This window comes from Aminobacter sp. AP02, from assembly GCF_003148805.1.
Taxonomy (GTDB): Bacteria; Pseudomonadota; Alphaproteobacteria; order Rhizobiales; family Rhizobiaceae; genus Aminobacter.
Map to the genome: position 1 here is coordinate 96183 of NZ_QGGX01000016.1, position 15676 is coordinate 111858.

Genomic DNA, 15676 nt, shown 5'->3' on the forward strand with positions numbered 1-15676 from the left:
GACCCGTGGGCCGGCGAACGGAATTCACTGGCCAGTTCGCGTCAATTCAGCGGAATGTCGTTGTCGGCCTTGCTGGCCTGGTAGGCACCGGACATCTCGTCGTAAAGCGCCGAGATTTTCGCAATGCGCGCTTCCAGCCGCTTGCGGTCGGCTTCGGGCAGTTCGCGCACCAGCTTGCGCAGCGAATAGCTCTTCCAATAGGCGTTTTCGGCGTTGTAGCCGCCCGGCTCGAGCGTGAAGACCTCTTTCAATATCTTCAGGTCATGCGGGATGGCGAAGCTGTCGCGCGAATCCTCGTGGCTGAACAGGTAGTAGAAGTTGTCGAAGCCGGCCCAGGTGATGGCCGACAGGCACAGCGAGCAAGGCTCGTGCGTCGACAGGAAGATGCAGTCCTTGGTCTCTGGCCGGTCAGCCTTGGGCATCTCGTAGAAGCGTTTCAGGCAGTGCATCTCGCCATGCCAGAGCGGGTTTTCGATCTCGTTGTTGGTCTCGGCCAAGACCAGCGAACGGTCGTTCTTGTTGAGCAGCGCAGCACCAAACAGCTTGTTGCCCTTGGCCACGCCTTCGGTGGTCTTGGGCACGATGTCGTCTTCGATGACGTCGAACAGGCGCTCGATCAGGGAAAGCTCGGCCATGGTGTCAGAACCCTTCGGGCAGGACGATTTCGTAAGGATGCGAGAAGTGGAATTCCTCGAGATTAGAGCCAGCGCCGCCGCGGTCGACGACGACGAAATCCTGGTTCTCGCCGATCGGCGTCAGCACCCCGTGCCACAGATTGCGCGGGTAGTTCACGCCCTGTCCGGGCGAGGTGACGAAGGCGTGCGGCTCGCCCGGGCCGTCGCCGATGTCGTGGCAGACGACGACGAGATAGGGCCGAGGCGACAGCGGAATGAAAGCCTGGCTGCCGAACGGATGACGCTCGACCATCGAAAGCCTGAGCGGGAAGTCGTAGGGCGTGCCCTTGAAGATGTTGATGATGACATGGCCGTCGGGCCCCGCAGCTTCGGCGCGGGCGAGCGCATGGTAGCGCTCGCATTTGCCGGCATTGATCGGGTAGTGGCTGTCGCAGTTGGTGTCGATCACCTCGCCGAATTCGGCGAAGTTCTCCCGCGTCAGGGGCCTGGCCACGATCCGCTTCATCTCGCCTGACATGGCATCCCCTCAGCGTCGCGAAGCGAACGGCGCGCCGAGCTTCATGTGGCGGTTGACGTCCTTGTAGAGCAGGTAGCGGAACTTGCCGGGGCCGCCAGCGTAGCAGGCCTGGGGGCAGAAGGCGCGCAGCCACATGAAGTCGCCGGCCTCGACCTCGACCCAGTCATTGTTCAGCCGGTAGACGGCCTTGCCTTCGAGCACGTAGAGGCCGTGCTCCATGACGTGGGTTTCGGGGAAGGGGATGATGCCGCCCGGCTCGAAGGTTACCACCGTCACGTGCATGTCGTGGCGCAGGTCGTTGGGATCGACAAAGCGGGTTGTCGCCCAGCGGCCATCGGTGTCCGGCATGGCGTTCGGCTCGACGTCGTTGTCGTTGAGGAACAGCGGTTCGGGCGCGTCGAGGCCGTCGACATATTCATAGGCCTTGCGGATCCAGTGGAAGCGCGCGACCTCTTTGCCGGCATTGCGGACCGTCCACTTGCTCGCCGGCGGCAGATAGGCATAGCCGCCCGGCGTCAGCACGTGGCTCTTGCCTGCCACCGACACGGTCACTTCGCCTTCGACGACGAAGAATACACCTTCGGCGCCCGCATCCGGTTCCGGACGGTCGCTGCCGCCGCCCGGCTGAACTTCCATGATGTACTGCGAGAAAGTCTCGGCAAATCCCGACAGGGGACGCGCGATGACCCACAGCCGCGTGCCGTCCCAATGCGGCAGGAAGCTGGTGACGATATCCGAGAATTCGCGCTTCGGGATCACCGCATAGGCTTCGGTGAAGACCGCGCGGTCGGTTATCAGGTCGGTCTGGGGCGGCAAGCCCCCTTTCGGTGCGTAGTAGGAGCGGTGTGCCATGTTCTCTTAGCTTGGAAGGAGGTCGTGAAGTCGATACCAGGCGATGCGTTCCACCTGCTTGCAGGCGGTCAGGAATTCCTGGTCGCGGTTGTTGGCGATGCGGGTCTCGAACGCCTTCAAAATGCTTGCCTTGTCGTTGTCGCGGACCGCGATGATGAAGGGAAAGCCGAACTTCTTGACATAGTCGGTGTTGAGCTCGGTGAAGCGGGTACGTTCGGCGTCGGTTAGCGCGTCGAGCCCGGCGGACGCCTGCTCCTTCGTCGACTCCTCTGTCAGGCGCCTGGCCTGTGCAAGCTTGCCGGCAAGGTCGGGGTGGGCGGTCAGAACGCCGAGGCGTTCGGTCTCGCTGGCCGAGCGGAAGGCGCGGCACAAGGCATTGTGCAGTCCGCCGGCACTGTCATGTGCTGGGCCGAGTTCCAGTTCGAAGGCGCGCTCGGCGATCCATGGCGAATGCTCGAAGATCGAGCCGAAGCGCTGCACGAATTCTTCACGGCCCATGCGCGAGGGCCGAAGCGCCTGCGGCTGGTAGGGGTGATGCTGCTGCCAGTGCGCGGCGATGTCCTGGCGGCGGGCGAGCCAAACCTTGTCGTGGCCCTGCACATATTCGATGAAACGGCGCAGCGCTTCGGCGCGGCCGGGGCGGCCGACGAGGCGGCAGTGCAGGCCGATGCTCATCATGCGCGGCCGGCCGGCAGCACCTTCGCGGTACAGCGTGTCGAAGCTGTCCTTGAGATAGGCGTAGAACTGGTCGCCCGAATTGAACCCTTGCGCGGTGGCAAAACGCATGTCGTTGGCGTCGAGCGTGTAGGGGATGACAAGCTGAGGGGGGATCGCGTTGCCGTGGCCATCATGGTCGAGCCAATAGGGCAACTCGTCGTCATAGGTGTCGGAAATCCACTCAAAGCCGCCTTCGGCGGCGGCGAGGCGAACCGAGTAGACCGAGGTGCGGCCGAGATAGAGGCCCTTGGGGCGTTCGCCCACGACTTCGGTGTGAAGGCGAATCGCTTCCAGCAGGTCGGCGCGTTCGACGGCTTCGTCGTGGTCGCGATAATCGATCCAACGCAGGCCGTGCGAGGCGATTTCCCAATCGGCCTCCTGCATTGCCGCGACATGGTCGGGCGAACGGGCAAGGGCGGTCGCCACGCCATAGACTGTCACCGGCACATTGGCTTCGGTGAACATGCGATGCAGCCGCCAGAAGCCGGCGCGGGCGCCGTATTCATAGATCGATTCCATGTTCCAGTGGCGCTTGCCAGGCCATGGGGCTGCGCCCATCACCTCGGACAGGAACGCTTCGGAGGCGGCATCGCCATGAAGGATGTTGTTTTCGCCGCCTTCTTCGTAGTTGACCACGAACTGCACGCAGACATTCGCATTGCCTGGCCACTGCGGGTGGGGTGGATTGGCGCCGTAGCCGCGCATATCTCTTACGTAACGCATGGTCCCTCGAAATTCGGTCTTTGCCGGGCACTTGAGCAGAATAGCGAAAGGAGCGGCAGACATTCCCTCGAAAAAATTTGAAAGTCTTTTTGTAGTGCTCTGCTCGACCACACCTTATGCAATGGCCTTAAATGGCGCAAAATCTACAGTGATGGCGCATGTCGCCAATTGGGAGAGCGAATGACAAAGGCCGAAGGCGGACGCCTTACCACCCATGTCCTTGATACTGCGACCGGAAAGCCTGCCGAAGGGCTGTCGATTTCGCTGTTCCGGATCGAAGGCGACGTGCGGACGCTGCTCAAGAAGGTTGCGACAAATTCCGACGGCCGCTGCGATGCGCCGCTGCTGATCGGCGACGAATTCCTGACCGGCGAATACGAACTGGTCTTCGCCGCCGGCGACTACCTGCGCCGACAGGGCACCGACCTGCCCAAACCGGCCTTCCTCGACATCGTGCCGATCCGCTTCGGCATGGCCGAGCGCACGCATTATCACGTGCCGCTGTTGATCTCGCCCTTCGGCTATTCCACCTATAGGGGGAGCTGAGACATGACGACGGTCAAGACACGCAATGAGATCCGCTTCATCCTCAATAGCGAGGATGTGGCGCTGGGTGATGTCGCGCCTTCCGAGACACTGCTCGACTTTCTCAGGCTGAAACGCACGCTGCGCGGCACCAAGGAAGGCTGTGCGGAGGGCGACTGCGGCGCCTGTACGGTGCTGGTTGGCCGGTTGTCGGGCGGCAAGCTGGTCTACGAAAGCGTCAATGCCTGCATCCGCTTCATGGGTTCGCTCGACGGTTGCCACGTCGTCACGGTCGAACACCTGCGCGGCGAGAACGGCAATCTGCACCCTGTCCAGCAGGCGATGGTCGATTTCCACGGTTCGCAGTGTGGCTTCTGCACGCCGGGCTTCGTCATGTCGCTTTATGGCCTGTGGATGAAGTCGCCCGAGCCGTCGGACGCCGAAATCGAAAAGGCGCTGCAGGGCAATCTATGCCGATGCACTGGCTACGAGGCGATCATGCGCGCCGCTCGCGCCATTTCCGACTATGGCAAGGTCGCCAGGGACCCGCTGTTGGCTGAACGCAGGGCAGTCACTGCGCGGCTTGAGGCGCTCAAGGATGGCTCCCGCGTCGAGATCGGCGCGGGCAAGTCGCGTCTTGTCGTGCCGGCTGATGTGGACGACCTGGCAGCGGTGCTCGAAGCCGAGCCGACCGCTACCGTGGTTGCGGGCTCGACCGATGTCGGCCTGTGGGTCACCAAGCATATGCGCGAGATCGCGCCGGCGGTCTTCATCGCCAGTATCGACGGTCTGCATGGCATGTCGGAAGACAAGGGCGTCATCACGATAGGCGCAGGCGTCACTTATACCGAAGCCTTCGCCACGTTGGCGAAGCGCATCCCGGCACTTGGGCCGCTGTTCGACCGCCTCGGCGGCGAGCAGGTCCGCAATATGGGCACCATTGGCGGCAACATCGCCAACGGCTCGCCGATCGGCGATACACCGCCACCGCTGATCGCGCTTGGGGCGACGCTCACCTTGCGCAAGGGCACGGTGCGACGGACCATTTCGCTACAGGATTTCTTCATCGCCTATGGCAAGCAGGACCGTGCGCCGGGCGAATTCGTCGAAGCTGTACATGTGCCGGTGCCGGCGAAGGGCGAAAACTTCGCCGTCTACAAGGTGACCAAGCGCCGTGACGAGGACATCACCGCCACGCTCGGCGCGTTCTGGCTGACGCTTGCCAAGGACGGAACGGTGGCTGAGGTGCGCATAGCCTATGGCGGCATGGCGGCGACGCCGAAACGCGCGTCGGCGGTAGAGGCGGCGCTTGTCGGCAAGCCGTGGACCGAAGCGACGGTGGAGGCAGCGATGGCGAAATACGCGGAAGATTTTACCCCGCTGACCGACATGCGCGCAACAGCCGAATATCGTGCGCTGGCGGCAAGGAACCTGCTTTTGCGCTTCTACATGGAAACGACCGGCACCAAGGCGCCGCTGCAAGTATCGAGATACGAGGCTGCGTGAGATGACCGAGCACACTCCAAACCTCAAGGCCGCGAAAATCACCGGCGGTGTCGCCACCGATCAGCGCCACGATTCCGCGCACAAGCACGTCGCCGGCACCGCCGTCTACATCGATGACATGCCCGAGCCAGCGGGCACGCTGCATGTCGGTCTTGGCCTTTCCAACGTGGCGCATGGCACGCTGAAGAACGTCGATCTTTCGGAGGTTCGCTCCGCTCCCGGCGTGGTCGACGTGCTCACTTATGCCGATGTGCCCGGCGAGAACGATGTTTCGCCGAGCGGGATGCATGACGACCCGGTGTTTGCCCAGGGCAAGGTGCAGTTCCATGGCCAGCCGATCTTCGCTGTCGTTGCTGAAACGCGCGAGCAGGCCCGTCGCGCCGCGCGGCTTGCCAAGATCGAATATGAAGAGCTGCCGGCGATCATCAGCATCTGGGATCTCGATACTGAGAAGGACAAGCAGGTTGCGAGCCCACTGACGTTGACACGCGGCGACGCTGCAGCTGCCATCGCTGCGGCACCCCGTCGAGTGAAGGGGCGCATGAAGCTCGGCGGCCAGGACCACTTCTATCTCGAAGGCCAGATTTCGCTGGCGGTCCCCGGTGAAGACGACGAGGTAACAGTCTATTGCTCGACGCAAGGCCCTAGCGAAACCCAGCATCTGGTCGCCCACGTGCTCGGCGTTCCGAGCCATGCCGTGACAGTCGAAGTGCGTCGCATGGGCGGCGGTTTCGGCGGCAAGGAAACCCAGGCCAACCAGTGCGCGGCGATTGCCGCCATCGCCGCCAAGAAGCACAAGCGCGCCGTGAAGGTCCGCCTCGACCGCGACGAGGACATGACCGCCACCGGCAAGCGGCATGATTTTGCCATCGACTACGAGGTCGGATTCGACGACGAAGGCAACATCCTTGGCGTCGACTACATCTTCGCGCTTAATGCAGGCTTCTCGGCCGACCTTTCAGGACCGGTTGGCGACCGCGCTCTTTTTCACTGTGACAACACCTATTTCTACCCGAACGTTCATGCCAAGTCGGCGCCGCTTTACACCAACACGGTGTCCAATACGGCGTTCCGAGGCTTCGGCGGCCCACAGGGCATGGTCGGCGCCGAACGCGTCATCGACGAGGTCGCCTTCGCTGTCGGCAAGGACTCGCTCGAAATCCGTAAGCTGAACTTCTACGATCCGATGGGCGCGCCGGGCGATCGCAACCTCACGCCTTATCACCAGAAGGTCGAGGACTGTATCATCCAACGCATCGTCGCCGAACTCGAGGAAAGCGCCGACTATGCACGGCGCCGGCGTGAGATCGCGGCGTTCAACAACAACAGCCGCTTCATCAAGCGCGGCATGGCGTTGACGCCGGTGAAGTTCGGCATCTCGTTCACCAAGACCGAGTCCAACCAGGCTGGCGCTTTGGTGCATGTCTATGCCGACGGTTCGGTGCACATGAACCACGGCGGAACCGAGATGGGGCAGGGCCTGCATCTCAAGGTGGCGCAGGTGGTGGCGGAAGAATTCCAGATCGATCTCGATCGGGTCAAGATTACCGCAACCACCACGGCCAAGGTTCCCAACACCGCGCCGACAGCGGCATCTTCCGGTGCCGACCTCAACGGCATGGCGGCACAGGACGCCGCGCGGCAGATCCGCAAGCGGCTCGCTGCCTTCGCCGCCGAGAAGTATCAGGTGCCGACCGACCAGGTGGTGTTCCTGCCCAACCGGGTGCGCGTCGGCAACCAGGAGATCAGCTTCAACGATCTCGTCAAGCAGGCCTATCTCAACCGCATCCAGCTTTCGGCCGCCGGTTTCTACAAGACGCCGAAGATCCACTGGGATCGAGCCAAGGGCCGTGGCCATGCCTTCTACTATTTTGCCTATGGCGCGGCGTGCTCGGAGGTTTCGGTCGACACGCTGACCGGAGAGTATGTGGTCGAGCGTGCGGACATCCTGCACGACACCGGGCGTTCGCTGAACCGGGCGATCGACATCGGCCAGGTCGAGGGCGGCTTCATCCAGGGCATGGGGTGGCTGACCACGGAAGAACTGTGGTGGGACGGCAAGGGTCGGCTGCGCACGCATGCGCCCTCGACCTACAAGATCCCGCTCGCATCCGACCGGCCAAAGATCTTCAATGTGGCGTTGACGGACTGGTCAGAAGCCTATGAACCGACGATCCACCGTTCGAAGGCTGTAGGCGAACCGCCTCTGCCCCATGGCATGTCGGTGCTCCATGCGCTGTCGGATGCTGTGGCGAGCGTTGCCGATCACAAGATCTGTCCGCGTCTCGATGCGCCGGCAACACCCGAGCGCGTGCTGATGGCGATCGAACGGCTCAGGGCCGAGGCGGCCCCAAAAAAGTGACCACGACGGCCAAGAGCCTCAGGGCATTTCTCGGTGCAGCGCCTTCGGTGGCGCTGGTCGAGGTGGCCGAGGCCAAGGGCTCGACGCCGCGCGAAAAGGGCGCGTGGATGCTGGTGTCGCCGCAGCGCATCTTCGGCACCATCGGCGGCGGCCAGCTGGAATTCATGGCGATCGACGCAGCACGGGCGCTGCTCAGTGCTGCCCCTCACCCTTACCCTCTCCCCGTGGATGACGGGGAGAGGGGGGCGTCGACGTTGACGCCAGCCTCCTTCTCCCCGTTCACGGGGAGAAGGTCCCGGCAGGGGGATGAGGGGCAACTCGACAGCGCCGAGCAAAACATCACCCTCGACATTCCCCTCGGGCCAGAGATCGGCCAGTGCTGCGGCGGGCGTGTCGAGATCGCCATCAGGAATGTCGATGAAAAAATGCGCGCCGATCTGCTTGCCGCATCCGAAACCTCGGACGCCGCGCGGCCGCATGTCTATGTCTTTGGCGGTGGTCACGTCGGCCATGCGCTAGCTTCGGCCTTTTCGCTTTTGCCGATCAATGTCGTGGTCGTCGAAACCCGCGCCGACGCGCTCGAAGGCATGCCCGACAACGTCGTCACGCGGCTCACGCCAATGCCTGAGGAGATGGTGCGCGAAGCGCCCGCAGGGGCTGCCTTCGTCGTTTTGACCCACGACCACGCGCTCGATTTCCTGATCGTCGGCGAGGCCTTGAAGCGCGATGACGCGGCCTATGTCGGTATGATCGGTTCGAAGACCAAGAAGGCGACGTTCAAGAGCTGGTTTCTCAAGACGACCGGCGGCAGCGAGGACGTCTTTGCCCGGCTGGTGTGTCCGATCGGCGGCGATGCGGTGAAAGACAAGCGCCCCGCCGTGATCGCCGCCCTGGCAGCTGCCGAAATCATGACCGCGCTGGTATCCAGCGCGGCCTGATTTTCGTCTGTTGTTACGCGTTTTCCTGGGTGTGCGCCTCGAGGAACCAGAGCGACTTGTCGAGCGCCCTAGAATAGGCGGTGAAGATGTCGGCGGTGTCGGCGTCGCCTGCCTCGCTCGCCTCGTCGATCGCCTGACGTACTGTCTTTGCCACTTCGGCATAGCGGTCGATCAGCGCTTCAAGGTGGTCCCTGGTCTTGAAGATGTCGGTCGGATAGGCCTTCACCTTGCTTGCTTCCGCAACCACCTGGGTGGTGCCCAACGCCGTGCCGCCAAGCTGCACTGCGCGCTCGGCGATGTTGTCGACATGAATGTCGAGTTCGGTGCGGAACCCATCCAGCATCTCATGGATGGCGATGAACTGCGGACCCTTGACGTTCCAGTGTGCCTGCTTGGTGAGCAGCGCCAGGTCGATCGCATCGGCGAGGCGTGCGTTGAGGAGTTCGATCGAAACCTTCTTGGCGTTTGACTTGAGATCGTTGCGCGTCGGGTGGGTCATCAGCTACTCCTTGATCGTATGTTCGCGCCGCCCATCAAGAACCGGCGGCGCATGCAGGCTACAACAGCCCGATGACATTATCCGTTCCGATCTGCCGGCTGCGTCAAGGTGTCATCCAGTGGCTGCGTTGAGCGCCACGACCGCGAGATAGGCTGCCTGCAGCTCGGCGCGAACCGGAATGCGCCCGGCTTTGGCGGGCAGGGCCTCGCCCAGATGCTCGGCGCGCAACTCTTCCATGAAGCGGCCCCACATTTCCGGCCCGCCCTTTTCCAGCAGCTCGGCGCGGATGCTGAGTTCCTCGCTGACCGGCAGCCATTTGCGGCCCCACGCGCCGATCTGCGCGAACACCGGCAATAGTTCGATCGCCATCTCCGTCAGGCTGTAGATCGCCTTTTGCTTGTGGCTGGGGTCGTCCGCCTTGGTGAGCAGCCCATCTTCAAGAAGGCGCTTCAGCCGGTCGGCGAGGATGTTGGAGGCGATGCCTTCCTGGGACTGGGTCAATAATTCGCGGAAATGGCGGCGGTTGCCGAACATCATGTCGCGCAAAACGATCAGGCTCCATTTGTCGCCGACGACCTCAAGCGTGAGGTTGATCGGGCAGCCCGACCGGTGAGTCTGGTTCATGCAAATGTCTCCAAAAAACCAGTTGCAATATAAAAGCAGTTTAGCTAGCGTACAACTGGTTAGTGATCGCAACCGGTTTCATTAGGCCTGACGCGGCCGGCAACCTTTCTGATGGAGTGAGAAATGACCGCAACAGCAGCAGTCCACACCAGCTTCAGCATCGACCGCTTTTACGCCGCCTCGCCCGCCGAGGTGTTCGCCGCCTTTTCCGATGCCGAGCGCAAGCGCCGGTGGTTCGCCGAAGGCGAAGGCTGGCAGGTCGACGAATTTTCAGTCGATTTCCGCGTTGGCGGCTTTGAGCGCAGCCGCTTCCGTTTCCAGGGTGGCCCCGAGATTTCCAACGACACCACCTATCTCGACATCGTTGCCAACCAGCGCATCGTCATCGCCTATGTCATGGCGCTTGCCGGGACCCGTTTTTCCGCCTCGCTCGCCACCATCGAGTTCAAGCCCGAAGGCTCCGGCACAAGGTTGGTCTATGTCGAGCAGGATTCGTTCCTCGACGGACAGGACGGCTCCGCAGACCGCGAGAGCGGCTGCAGGGAACTGCTCGAGACCTTGGCTATCGAAGTCGAGAGGGCGCCGGTCGTGGCCAATTGACGGCGGCTGGACGAAACTGCCCAGGAGGCCAAGATGTCCAAGTCTTCTGCATTGAATCGCCGCAGCCTGATGAAAGGCGCGGCAGTGTCGGCGGCCCTGCTGGCGCCGAAAAGCGTCGGCGCTCAGGAAGTGCAAGCACAGCAGGTTACAAGCAGCATTTCATCGGTAAGGAGCACAGCTGTGAGCATGGAAAATTTCGCACCTGACCGGCTCGAGCGGATGCGCCAGGTCATGGCCGGCCATGTCGAGCGTGGCGACGTGCCGGGGCTTGTCTGGGCGGTCAGCCGCAATGGTGAGACCCATGTCGACGCAGCGGGCACGCTTGCTTTCAACGGCGCAGCGCCGATGCGCCGGGACAGCATTTTCCGCATCGCGTCGCTGACCAAGCCCATTACTGCGACTACGGCGATGATCCTGGTCGAAGAGAGCCGGCTCAGGCTCGACGATCCTGTCGACCAATGGCTGCCGGAACTGGCGAACCGAAAAGTGCTGAAAGCGATCGACGGTCCGCTTACTGAAACAGTGCCTGCCAGACGGCCGATCACGCTGCGCGATCTGCTTACCCTGCGCTTCGGGCTTGGCGCCATCATGGTCTATCCGATGCGCTACCCCGTGCAGCACGCCATGGAAGAAGCGGGCATCGCCCCCAGCGCCGACATCTTCGGCGGCTCGCCCGACGACTACATGAAGCGTATTGGCAGCCTGCCGCTCATCCACCAGCCCGGCGAGGGCTGGCTCTACCATACCGGCCTTGACGTTGCCGGCGTGCTGATCTCGCGCGCTTCCGGCCAGCCGCTGTCAGTGTTCATGCAGGAGCGCATCTTCGGGCCGCTCGGCATGAAGGATACGGGGTTTTCGGTGCCGGCCGACAAGGTCGACAGGCTTGCCACTGCCTATTCCCGGGATTTCGAGTCCGGGAAATTCAATGTCCATGATGAAGCCAAGGGCGGACTGTTTGCGCGCCCAGCCGCCTTCGAATCCGGTGGCGGCGGCCTTGTCTCTACCGCCGACGACTACCTCGCCTTCCAGCACATGATGCTCGGCAAGGGCAAGCTCGGCAGCGAGCGCATCCTGTCGCGCGCGTCGGTCGAACTGATGACCACCGACCACCTGACGCCGGACCAGAAGGCTGGTGCGGAGATGTTCTTCAACGACAACACCAGTTGGGGCCTTGGCATGGCGGTCGCCATCAGGCGTGACGATCTGTGGCTGACACCTGGCCGTTTTGGTTGGGACGGCGGCTATGGAACGTCCGCCTACGCCGACCCGACCGAGGGATTGGCAGGCGTGCTTTTGACCCAGCGCATGATGGATTCGCCACATGCGCCGAAGCACTACATCGACTTCTGGACCTCCGCCTACCAGGCGCTTGAGGGGTGAGGTGCAAGACTTACGTCTGCGCCCGCCTCATTTGCCGGCCAAGATGTCCTTGATCAGCTTGTGGCAGCGGTCGGCCATGAAATCGAGCAGCAGCCTGACCTTCGGGTCCTGCAGCTTCTTGTGCGGATAGACGGCGGCGAATTGCACCGGAGTCGGCGGGGTCTGGGGTAGGATCACCTTCAGCCGCTGGTCGCGGATGAAAGGCTCGACCTCGAAGCGTGGCTTGTTGATGATGCCGCGCCCGGCCAGCGCCCAGCCGGTCAAGACGTCGCCATCGTCCGAATCGAAGGGCCCATGGACCTCGAACTTTGTCGGTCCGGCCGCAGTTTCCAGCATCCAGTAGAATTCGCGCGAGCCGGGATAGCGCAGCATCAGGCAATCATGCTTCCTGCCGATCAGATCGTTGGCGCTCTCGGGCTCGCCGCGTCGTTCGAGATATTTGGGCGAGGCGACCAGCACGCGCTCGCACTCCATGATGCCGCGCATCCTGAGGCTCGAATCCTCGATGACGCCAAGGCGGAAGGCGACGTCGATGCCTTCCTTGAGAATGTCGACATTGTGGTCCGAGAGCCTGAGCCTGACCTCGATATCGGGGTATTTGTCGTGGAATTCGGGGATTCCGGAGGCGACAAGCCGACGGCCAAGGCCAAGCGGAGCGGTGACGCGGATTGTGCCGCGCGGCTGGCCGGAAAGTGCTGAAACCGCAGCTTCCGCCTCGGTGATAGCTTCCAGCACCTGCTTGGCACCGGAATAAAACACGTTGCCATGTTCGGTTGCCATCAACTGCCGGGTGGTGCGGTTGAACAGCCGCACGCCGAGGTGCTTTTCCAGCTCCTTGATGCGGTTGGAAGCAACCGCGGGGGAAATACGCATGTCGCGGCCCGCGGCGGAAAGATTGCCGAGTTCCACGACACGAACGAAGACGGCGATGTTGTCGAGATAAGCCATGCGAAGCCGAAGGTTCCCTAGCCGGCTTTTGCCGTGCCGCGATACGGTAGTATTTTCCAGATTTTTTTGAAAGTCATCGCGAATCCTTTCACTTCCCCAAAGCATGGGGCATCGTAAGATCGGCACTGCTGCGGAAAAGGGACGGCGGATGTACGACTTGGCGTTTTTTATGGAATGGGCGAGCTTCGCCGTGCGGTGGCTGCATGTCATCACCGCAATGGCCTGGATCGGCTCGTCCTTCTATTTCATCGCGCTCGACCTTGGGCTGAGGAAGCATGCCGGCCTGCCCGTCGGCGCCCATGGCGAGGAGTGGCAAGTCCATGGTGGCGGCTTCTACCACATCCAGAAATATCTCGTGGCGCCCGCGCAGATGCCGGAGCATCTGACCTGGTTCAAATGGGAATCCTACGCCACCTGGCTGTCGGGCTTCGCGCTGCTTTGCCTCGTCTACTACGGCGGCGCCGAACTTTTCCTCATCGACCGCAACGTGCTGGACGTCTCGGCGCCTATCGCCATCGCCATTTCGCTTGCCTCGATCGGCATTGGCTGGGTCATCTACGACCAGCTTTGCAAGTCGAAGCTCGGCGACCATGACACGCTGCTGATGATCATCCTCTACGCCGTCGTCGTGTTCATGAGCTGGGGCTACACGCAGCTGTTCACCGGCCGCGCCGCCTTCCTGCATCTAGGCGCCTTCACGGCGACGATCATGTCGGCCAACGTCTTCATGACGATCATTCCGAACCAGAAGATCGTCGTCGCCGACCTCATTGCCGGCCGCAAGCCGGATCCGAAATACGGCAAGATCGCCAAGACACGCTCGACGCACAACAACTACCTGACACTGCCCGTCGTGTTCCTGATGCTGTCGAACCACTATCCGCTGGCGTTCGGCACCGAGTTCAACTGGGTCATCGCATCGCTGATCTTCATCATCGGCGTGCTGGTCCGCCACTACTTCAACACCATTCACAAGCGCGGCGGCAACCCGCACTGGACCTGGTTCGTGGCCGCCCTGCTGTTCATCGTCATCATGTGGCTGTCGACCGTGCCGAAAGTGCTGACCGGCGAAGACAAGAACGCCTCGGTTACCACGGCCCCCTTCGTCGCCTCGGCCCAGTTCCCCAAGGTGCGCGACACGGTGCTCGGCCGCTGCGCCATGTGCCATGCCAACGAGCCATCCTACGAGGGCATCTATCACGCGCCCAAGGGCGTGATGCTGGAGACCGACACCGCGATTGCCCAGCACGCCCGCGAGATCTATCTCCAGGCTGGTCGCAGCCATGCCATGCCGCCCGGCAATGTCACGCAGATCACGCCGGAGGAGCGCGCGCTGCTGGTCGCCTGGTACGAACAGGCGCGCAACTAGCGCCCGGAACGCGAAACACAGACTGAGACGTTCAGGCGCCTGGCGGCGCCCAAATCGACGCGCGGTATTCCAACCGCGATTTCGCCACGCCAGAAAAAGCTTGTAGAGTTCGATCATGACCACAACACTTCTTCGCGGCCGTACCTTGTCGTTCCTGCGCTGGCCCGACAGTGCCGACGATCACGCCTCTTACACTTATGAGGAAGACGGCGCGGTGCTTATGCGCGACGGCAAGATCGCAGCCGTAGGCGCCTACGCCCAGGTTGCCGCCCAGGCCGGCAGTGGCGTTGCGGTCATCGATCACCGCCCGCATCTCATCTTGCCAGGCTTCATCGATGCGCATGTCCACATCCCTCAGATGCAGATCATCGCCGCTTATGGCGCCGAGCTGCTGGAGTGGCTGAACAAGTACACTTTCCCCGAGGAAACACGGTTCATCGACGCCCAGCATGGCCGCCGCATCGCCCGCCTGTTCCTCGACGAGATGGTGCGGCAGGGCACAACCACGGTTGCGGCCTACTGTTCGGTCCACAAGCAGTCGGCCGAGGCCTTTTTCGCTGAATCTCACGACCGCAACATGCTCAACATCGCCGGCAAGGTGATGATGGACCGAAACGCGCCTGATGGCGTGCTGGACACGCCGCAGACGAGCTATGACGACACCAAGGCGCTGATAGCGGAATGGCGTGGCAAGGGCCGGCAGCACGTTGCCATCACCCCGCGCTTCGCAATCACCTCGACGCCGGAACAGATGGAAATGGCCGGGCAGCTGGCCCGCGAGCACCCCGACCTGCATATCCAGACGCACCTGTCGGAAAACCACGCCGAGATCGCCTTTACCCAGGAGCTTTATCCCTGGTCGCGCGACTACACAGACGTCTACGAACATTACGGCCTGCTCGGCAAACGCACGCTTTTGGGCCACTGCATCCATTTGGGCGAGCGCGAGTCCGACGTGATTTCAGAGCATGGCTCGATCGCCGTGTTCTGCCCGACTTCGAACCTGTTCCTCGGCTCCGGCCTGTTCGACTACCAGCGTTACCGGCAGCGTGCCAAGCCGCTGCGTATCGCTACCGCGACCGACGTCGGCGGCGGCACCAACTATTCAATGCTGCGTACCATGGACGAGGCCTACAAGGTCATCGCGCTCAATGGCGAGAAGCTCAATCCGCTGGCCTCCTACTGGCAGCTGACGCGCGGCAACGCCGAGGCGTTGTCGATCGCAGACAAGGTCGGCACGCTGGAAGCGGGCACCGACGCCGATATCGTCGTGCTCGACGCGCGGGCGACGCCTGGCATGCGGCTTCGCATGGAGCGTACCCAGACGCTGGCCGAAGAGCTGTTTTTGCTGCAGACGCTCGGCGACGACCGTGCCGTGGTCGAGGTCTACGTCGCGGGACGGCCGGCCAAGTCGACGCTGGATGCGGCGGCCTGACCTTGCGCCTTTACGCTGCGTCTGGCATTTGAACCGTGGACGCAGG

15 protein-coding genes are annotated in these 15676 nt (G+C 62.5%); 8 read left to right on the forward strand and 7 right to left on the reverse strand.

Annotated elements, in window-relative coordinates; all coding sequences use genetic code 11:
- Positions 1–41: 41 nt before the first annotated feature.
- The 4 genes from C8K44_RS19965 to puuE are packed head-to-tail and all read right to left on the reverse strand — an operon-like array spanning position 42 to position 3444.
- On the reverse strand, positions 42–635 hold the full coding sequence (locus tag C8K44_RS19965; protein ID WP_109577515.1) for a nucleoside deaminase: 594 nt from the start codon (positions 633–635) through the stop codon (positions 42–44).
- Between the two features lie 4 nt (positions 636–639).
- A complete protein-coding gene (locus C8K44_RS19970) occupies positions 640–1140 on the reverse strand; it encodes an ureidoglycolate lyase (protein ID WP_109577566.1) in 501 nt (166 codons plus the stop codon).
- 21 nt (positions 1141–1161) lie between these two features.
- Positions 1162–2004: a bifunctional allantoicase/(S)-ureidoglycine aminohydrolase gene (locus C8K44_RS19975; RefSeq protein WP_109577516.1), complete on the reverse strand. Its 843-nt coding sequence runs from the start codon at positions 2002–2004 to the stop codon at positions 1162–1164.
- A 6-nt stretch (positions 2005–2010) separates the two neighbouring features.
- Positions 2011–3444 carry an allantoinase PuuE gene (gene puuE, locus C8K44_RS19980; protein WP_109577517.1) on the reverse strand — a complete coding sequence of 478 codons (1434 nt, stop codon included), beginning with the start codon at positions 3442–3444 and terminating at the stop codon, positions 2011–2013.
- 180 nt (positions 3445–3624) lie between these two features.
- Here puuE and uraH point away from each other — a divergent pair, with 180 nt between their 5' ends.
- Genes uraH through xdhC form a run of 4 tightly spaced genes read left to right on the forward strand, consistent with a single transcriptional unit; the run spans position 3625 to position 8775 of the window.
- A complete protein-coding gene (uraH, locus tag C8K44_RS19985; protein ID WP_109577518.1) occupies positions 3625–3990 on the forward strand; it encodes a hydroxyisourate hydrolase in 366 nt (121 codons plus the stop codon).
- A 3-nt stretch (positions 3991–3993) separates the two neighbouring features.
- On the forward strand, positions 3994–5475 hold the full coding sequence (gene xdhA, locus C8K44_RS19990; RefSeq protein ID WP_109577519.1) for a xanthine dehydrogenase small subunit: 1482 nt from the start codon (positions 3994–3996) through the stop codon (positions 5473–5475).
- 1 nt (position 5476) lies between these two features.
- A complete protein-coding gene (xdhB, locus tag C8K44_RS19995) occupies positions 5477–7837 on the forward strand; it encodes a xanthine dehydrogenase molybdopterin binding subunit (RefSeq protein WP_109577520.1) in 2361 nt (786 codons plus the stop codon).
- On the forward strand, positions 7834–8775 hold the full coding sequence (xdhC, locus tag C8K44_RS20000) for a xanthine dehydrogenase accessory protein XdhC (protein WP_109577521.1): 942 nt from the start codon (positions 7834–7836) through the stop codon (positions 8773–8775). Before xdhB ends, xdhC begins: the two co-directional genes overlap by 4 nt.
- A gap of 13 nt (positions 8776–8788) precedes the next feature.
- Here the strand turns inward: xdhC and dps are convergent, their stop codons facing one another.
- Positions 8789–9274, reverse strand: coding sequence for a DNA starvation/stationary phase protection protein Dps (dps, locus tag C8K44_RS20005; protein WP_109577522.1), 486 nt, complete (start codon positions 9272–9274; stop codon positions 8789–8791).
- A 111-nt stretch (positions 9275–9385) separates the two neighbouring features.
- Positions 9386–9898, reverse strand: a complete 513-nt coding sequence (locus C8K44_RS20010) for a helix-turn-helix domain-containing protein (protein WP_109577523.1) — start codon at positions 9896–9898, stop codon at positions 9386–9388.
- A 123-nt stretch (positions 9899–10021) separates the two neighbouring features.
- Here C8K44_RS20010 and C8K44_RS20015 point away from each other — a divergent pair, with 123 nt between their 5' ends.
- Positions 10022–10498 (forward strand): SRPBCC family protein, encoded by a 477-nt coding sequence (locus tag C8K44_RS20015; RefSeq protein ID WP_109577524.1) that lies wholly within the window; start codon positions 10022–10024, stop codon positions 10496–10498.
- A gap of 33 nt (positions 10499–10531) precedes the next feature.
- Positions 10532–11878, forward strand: coding sequence for a serine hydrolase domain-containing protein (locus C8K44_RS20020; protein ID WP_245417567.1), 1347 nt, complete (start codon positions 10532–10534; stop codon positions 11876–11878).
- A gap of 27 nt (positions 11879–11905) precedes the next feature.
- On the opposite strand, the gene C8K44_RS20025 is transcribed toward C8K44_RS20020, so the two are convergent.
- Entirely contained in the window at positions 11906–12826 is a 921-nt protein-coding gene (locus C8K44_RS20025) for a LysR family transcriptional regulator (RefSeq protein WP_109577526.1), read from the reverse strand.
- Positions 12827–12974: 148 nt separating this feature from the next.
- On the opposite strand from C8K44_RS20025, the gene C8K44_RS20030 reads away from it, so the two are divergent.
- Positions 12975–14195 (forward strand): urate hydroxylase PuuD, encoded by a 1221-nt coding sequence (locus tag C8K44_RS20030; protein ID WP_109577527.1) that lies wholly within the window; start codon positions 12975–12977, stop codon positions 14193–14195.
- Positions 14196–14310: 115 nt separating this feature from the next.
- Complete coding sequence (guaD, locus tag C8K44_RS20035) at positions 14311–15630, forward strand: guanine deaminase (protein ID WP_109577528.1); 1320 nt, start codon at positions 14311–14313, stop codon at positions 15628–15630.
- Positions 15631–15676 lie beyond the last annotated feature (46 nt).

What these genes read in the sequence shown, in the direction of transcription:
- C8K44_RS19965 (WP_109577515.1), bottom strand. Translation starts at nt 635, where the DNA reads ATGGCCGAGCTTTCCCTGATCGAGCGCCTGTTCGACGTCATCGAAGAC.
- C8K44_RS19970 (WP_109577566.1), bottom strand. Translation starts at nt 1,140, where the DNA reads ATGAAGCGGATCGTGGCCAGGCCCCTGACGCGGGAGAACTTCGCCGAA.
- C8K44_RS19975 (WP_109577516.1), bottom strand. Translation starts at nt 2,004, where the DNA reads ATGGCACACCGCTCCTACTACGCACCGAAAGGGGGCTTGCCGCCCCAG.
- puuE (WP_109577517.1), bottom strand. Translation starts at nt 3,444, where the DNA reads ATGCGTTACGTAAGAGATATGCGCGGCTACGGCGCCAATCCACCCCAC.
- uraH (WP_109577518.1), top strand. Translation starts at nt 3,625, where the DNA reads ATGACAAAGGCCGAAGGCGGACGCCTTACCACCCATGTCCTTGATACT.
- xdhA (WP_109577519.1), top strand. Translation starts at nt 3,994, where the DNA reads ATGACGACGGTCAAGACACGCAATGAGATCCGCTTCATCCTCAATAGC.
- xdhB (WP_109577520.1), top strand. Translation starts at nt 5,477, where the DNA reads ATGACCGAGCACACTCCAAACCTCAAGGCCGCGAAAATCACCGGCGGT.
- dps (WP_109577522.1), bottom strand. Translation starts at nt 9,274, where the DNA reads ATGACCCACCCGACGCGCAACGATCTCAAGTCAAACGCCAAGAAGGTT.
- C8K44_RS20010 (WP_109577523.1), bottom strand. Translation starts at nt 9,898, where the DNA reads ATGAACCAGACTCACCGGTCGGGCTGCCCGATCAACCTCACGCTTGAG.
- C8K44_RS20015 (WP_109577524.1), top strand. Translation starts at nt 10,022, where the DNA reads ATGACCGCAACAGCAGCAGTCCACACCAGCTTCAGCATCGACCGCTTT.
- C8K44_RS20020 (WP_245417567.1), top strand. Translation starts at nt 10,532, where the DNA reads ATGTCCAAGTCTTCTGCATTGAATCGCCGCAGCCTGATGAAAGGCGCG.
- C8K44_RS20025 (WP_109577526.1), bottom strand. Translation starts at nt 12,826, where the DNA reads ATGGCTTATCTCGACAACATCGCCGTCTTCGTTCGTGTCGTGGAACTC.
- C8K44_RS20030 (WP_109577527.1), top strand. Translation starts at nt 12,975, where the DNA reads ATGTACGACTTGGCGTTTTTTATGGAATGGGCGAGCTTCGCCGTGCGG.
- guaD (WP_109577528.1), top strand. Translation starts at nt 14,311, where the DNA reads ATGACCACAACACTTCTTCGCGGCCGTACCTTGTCGTTCCTGCGCTGG.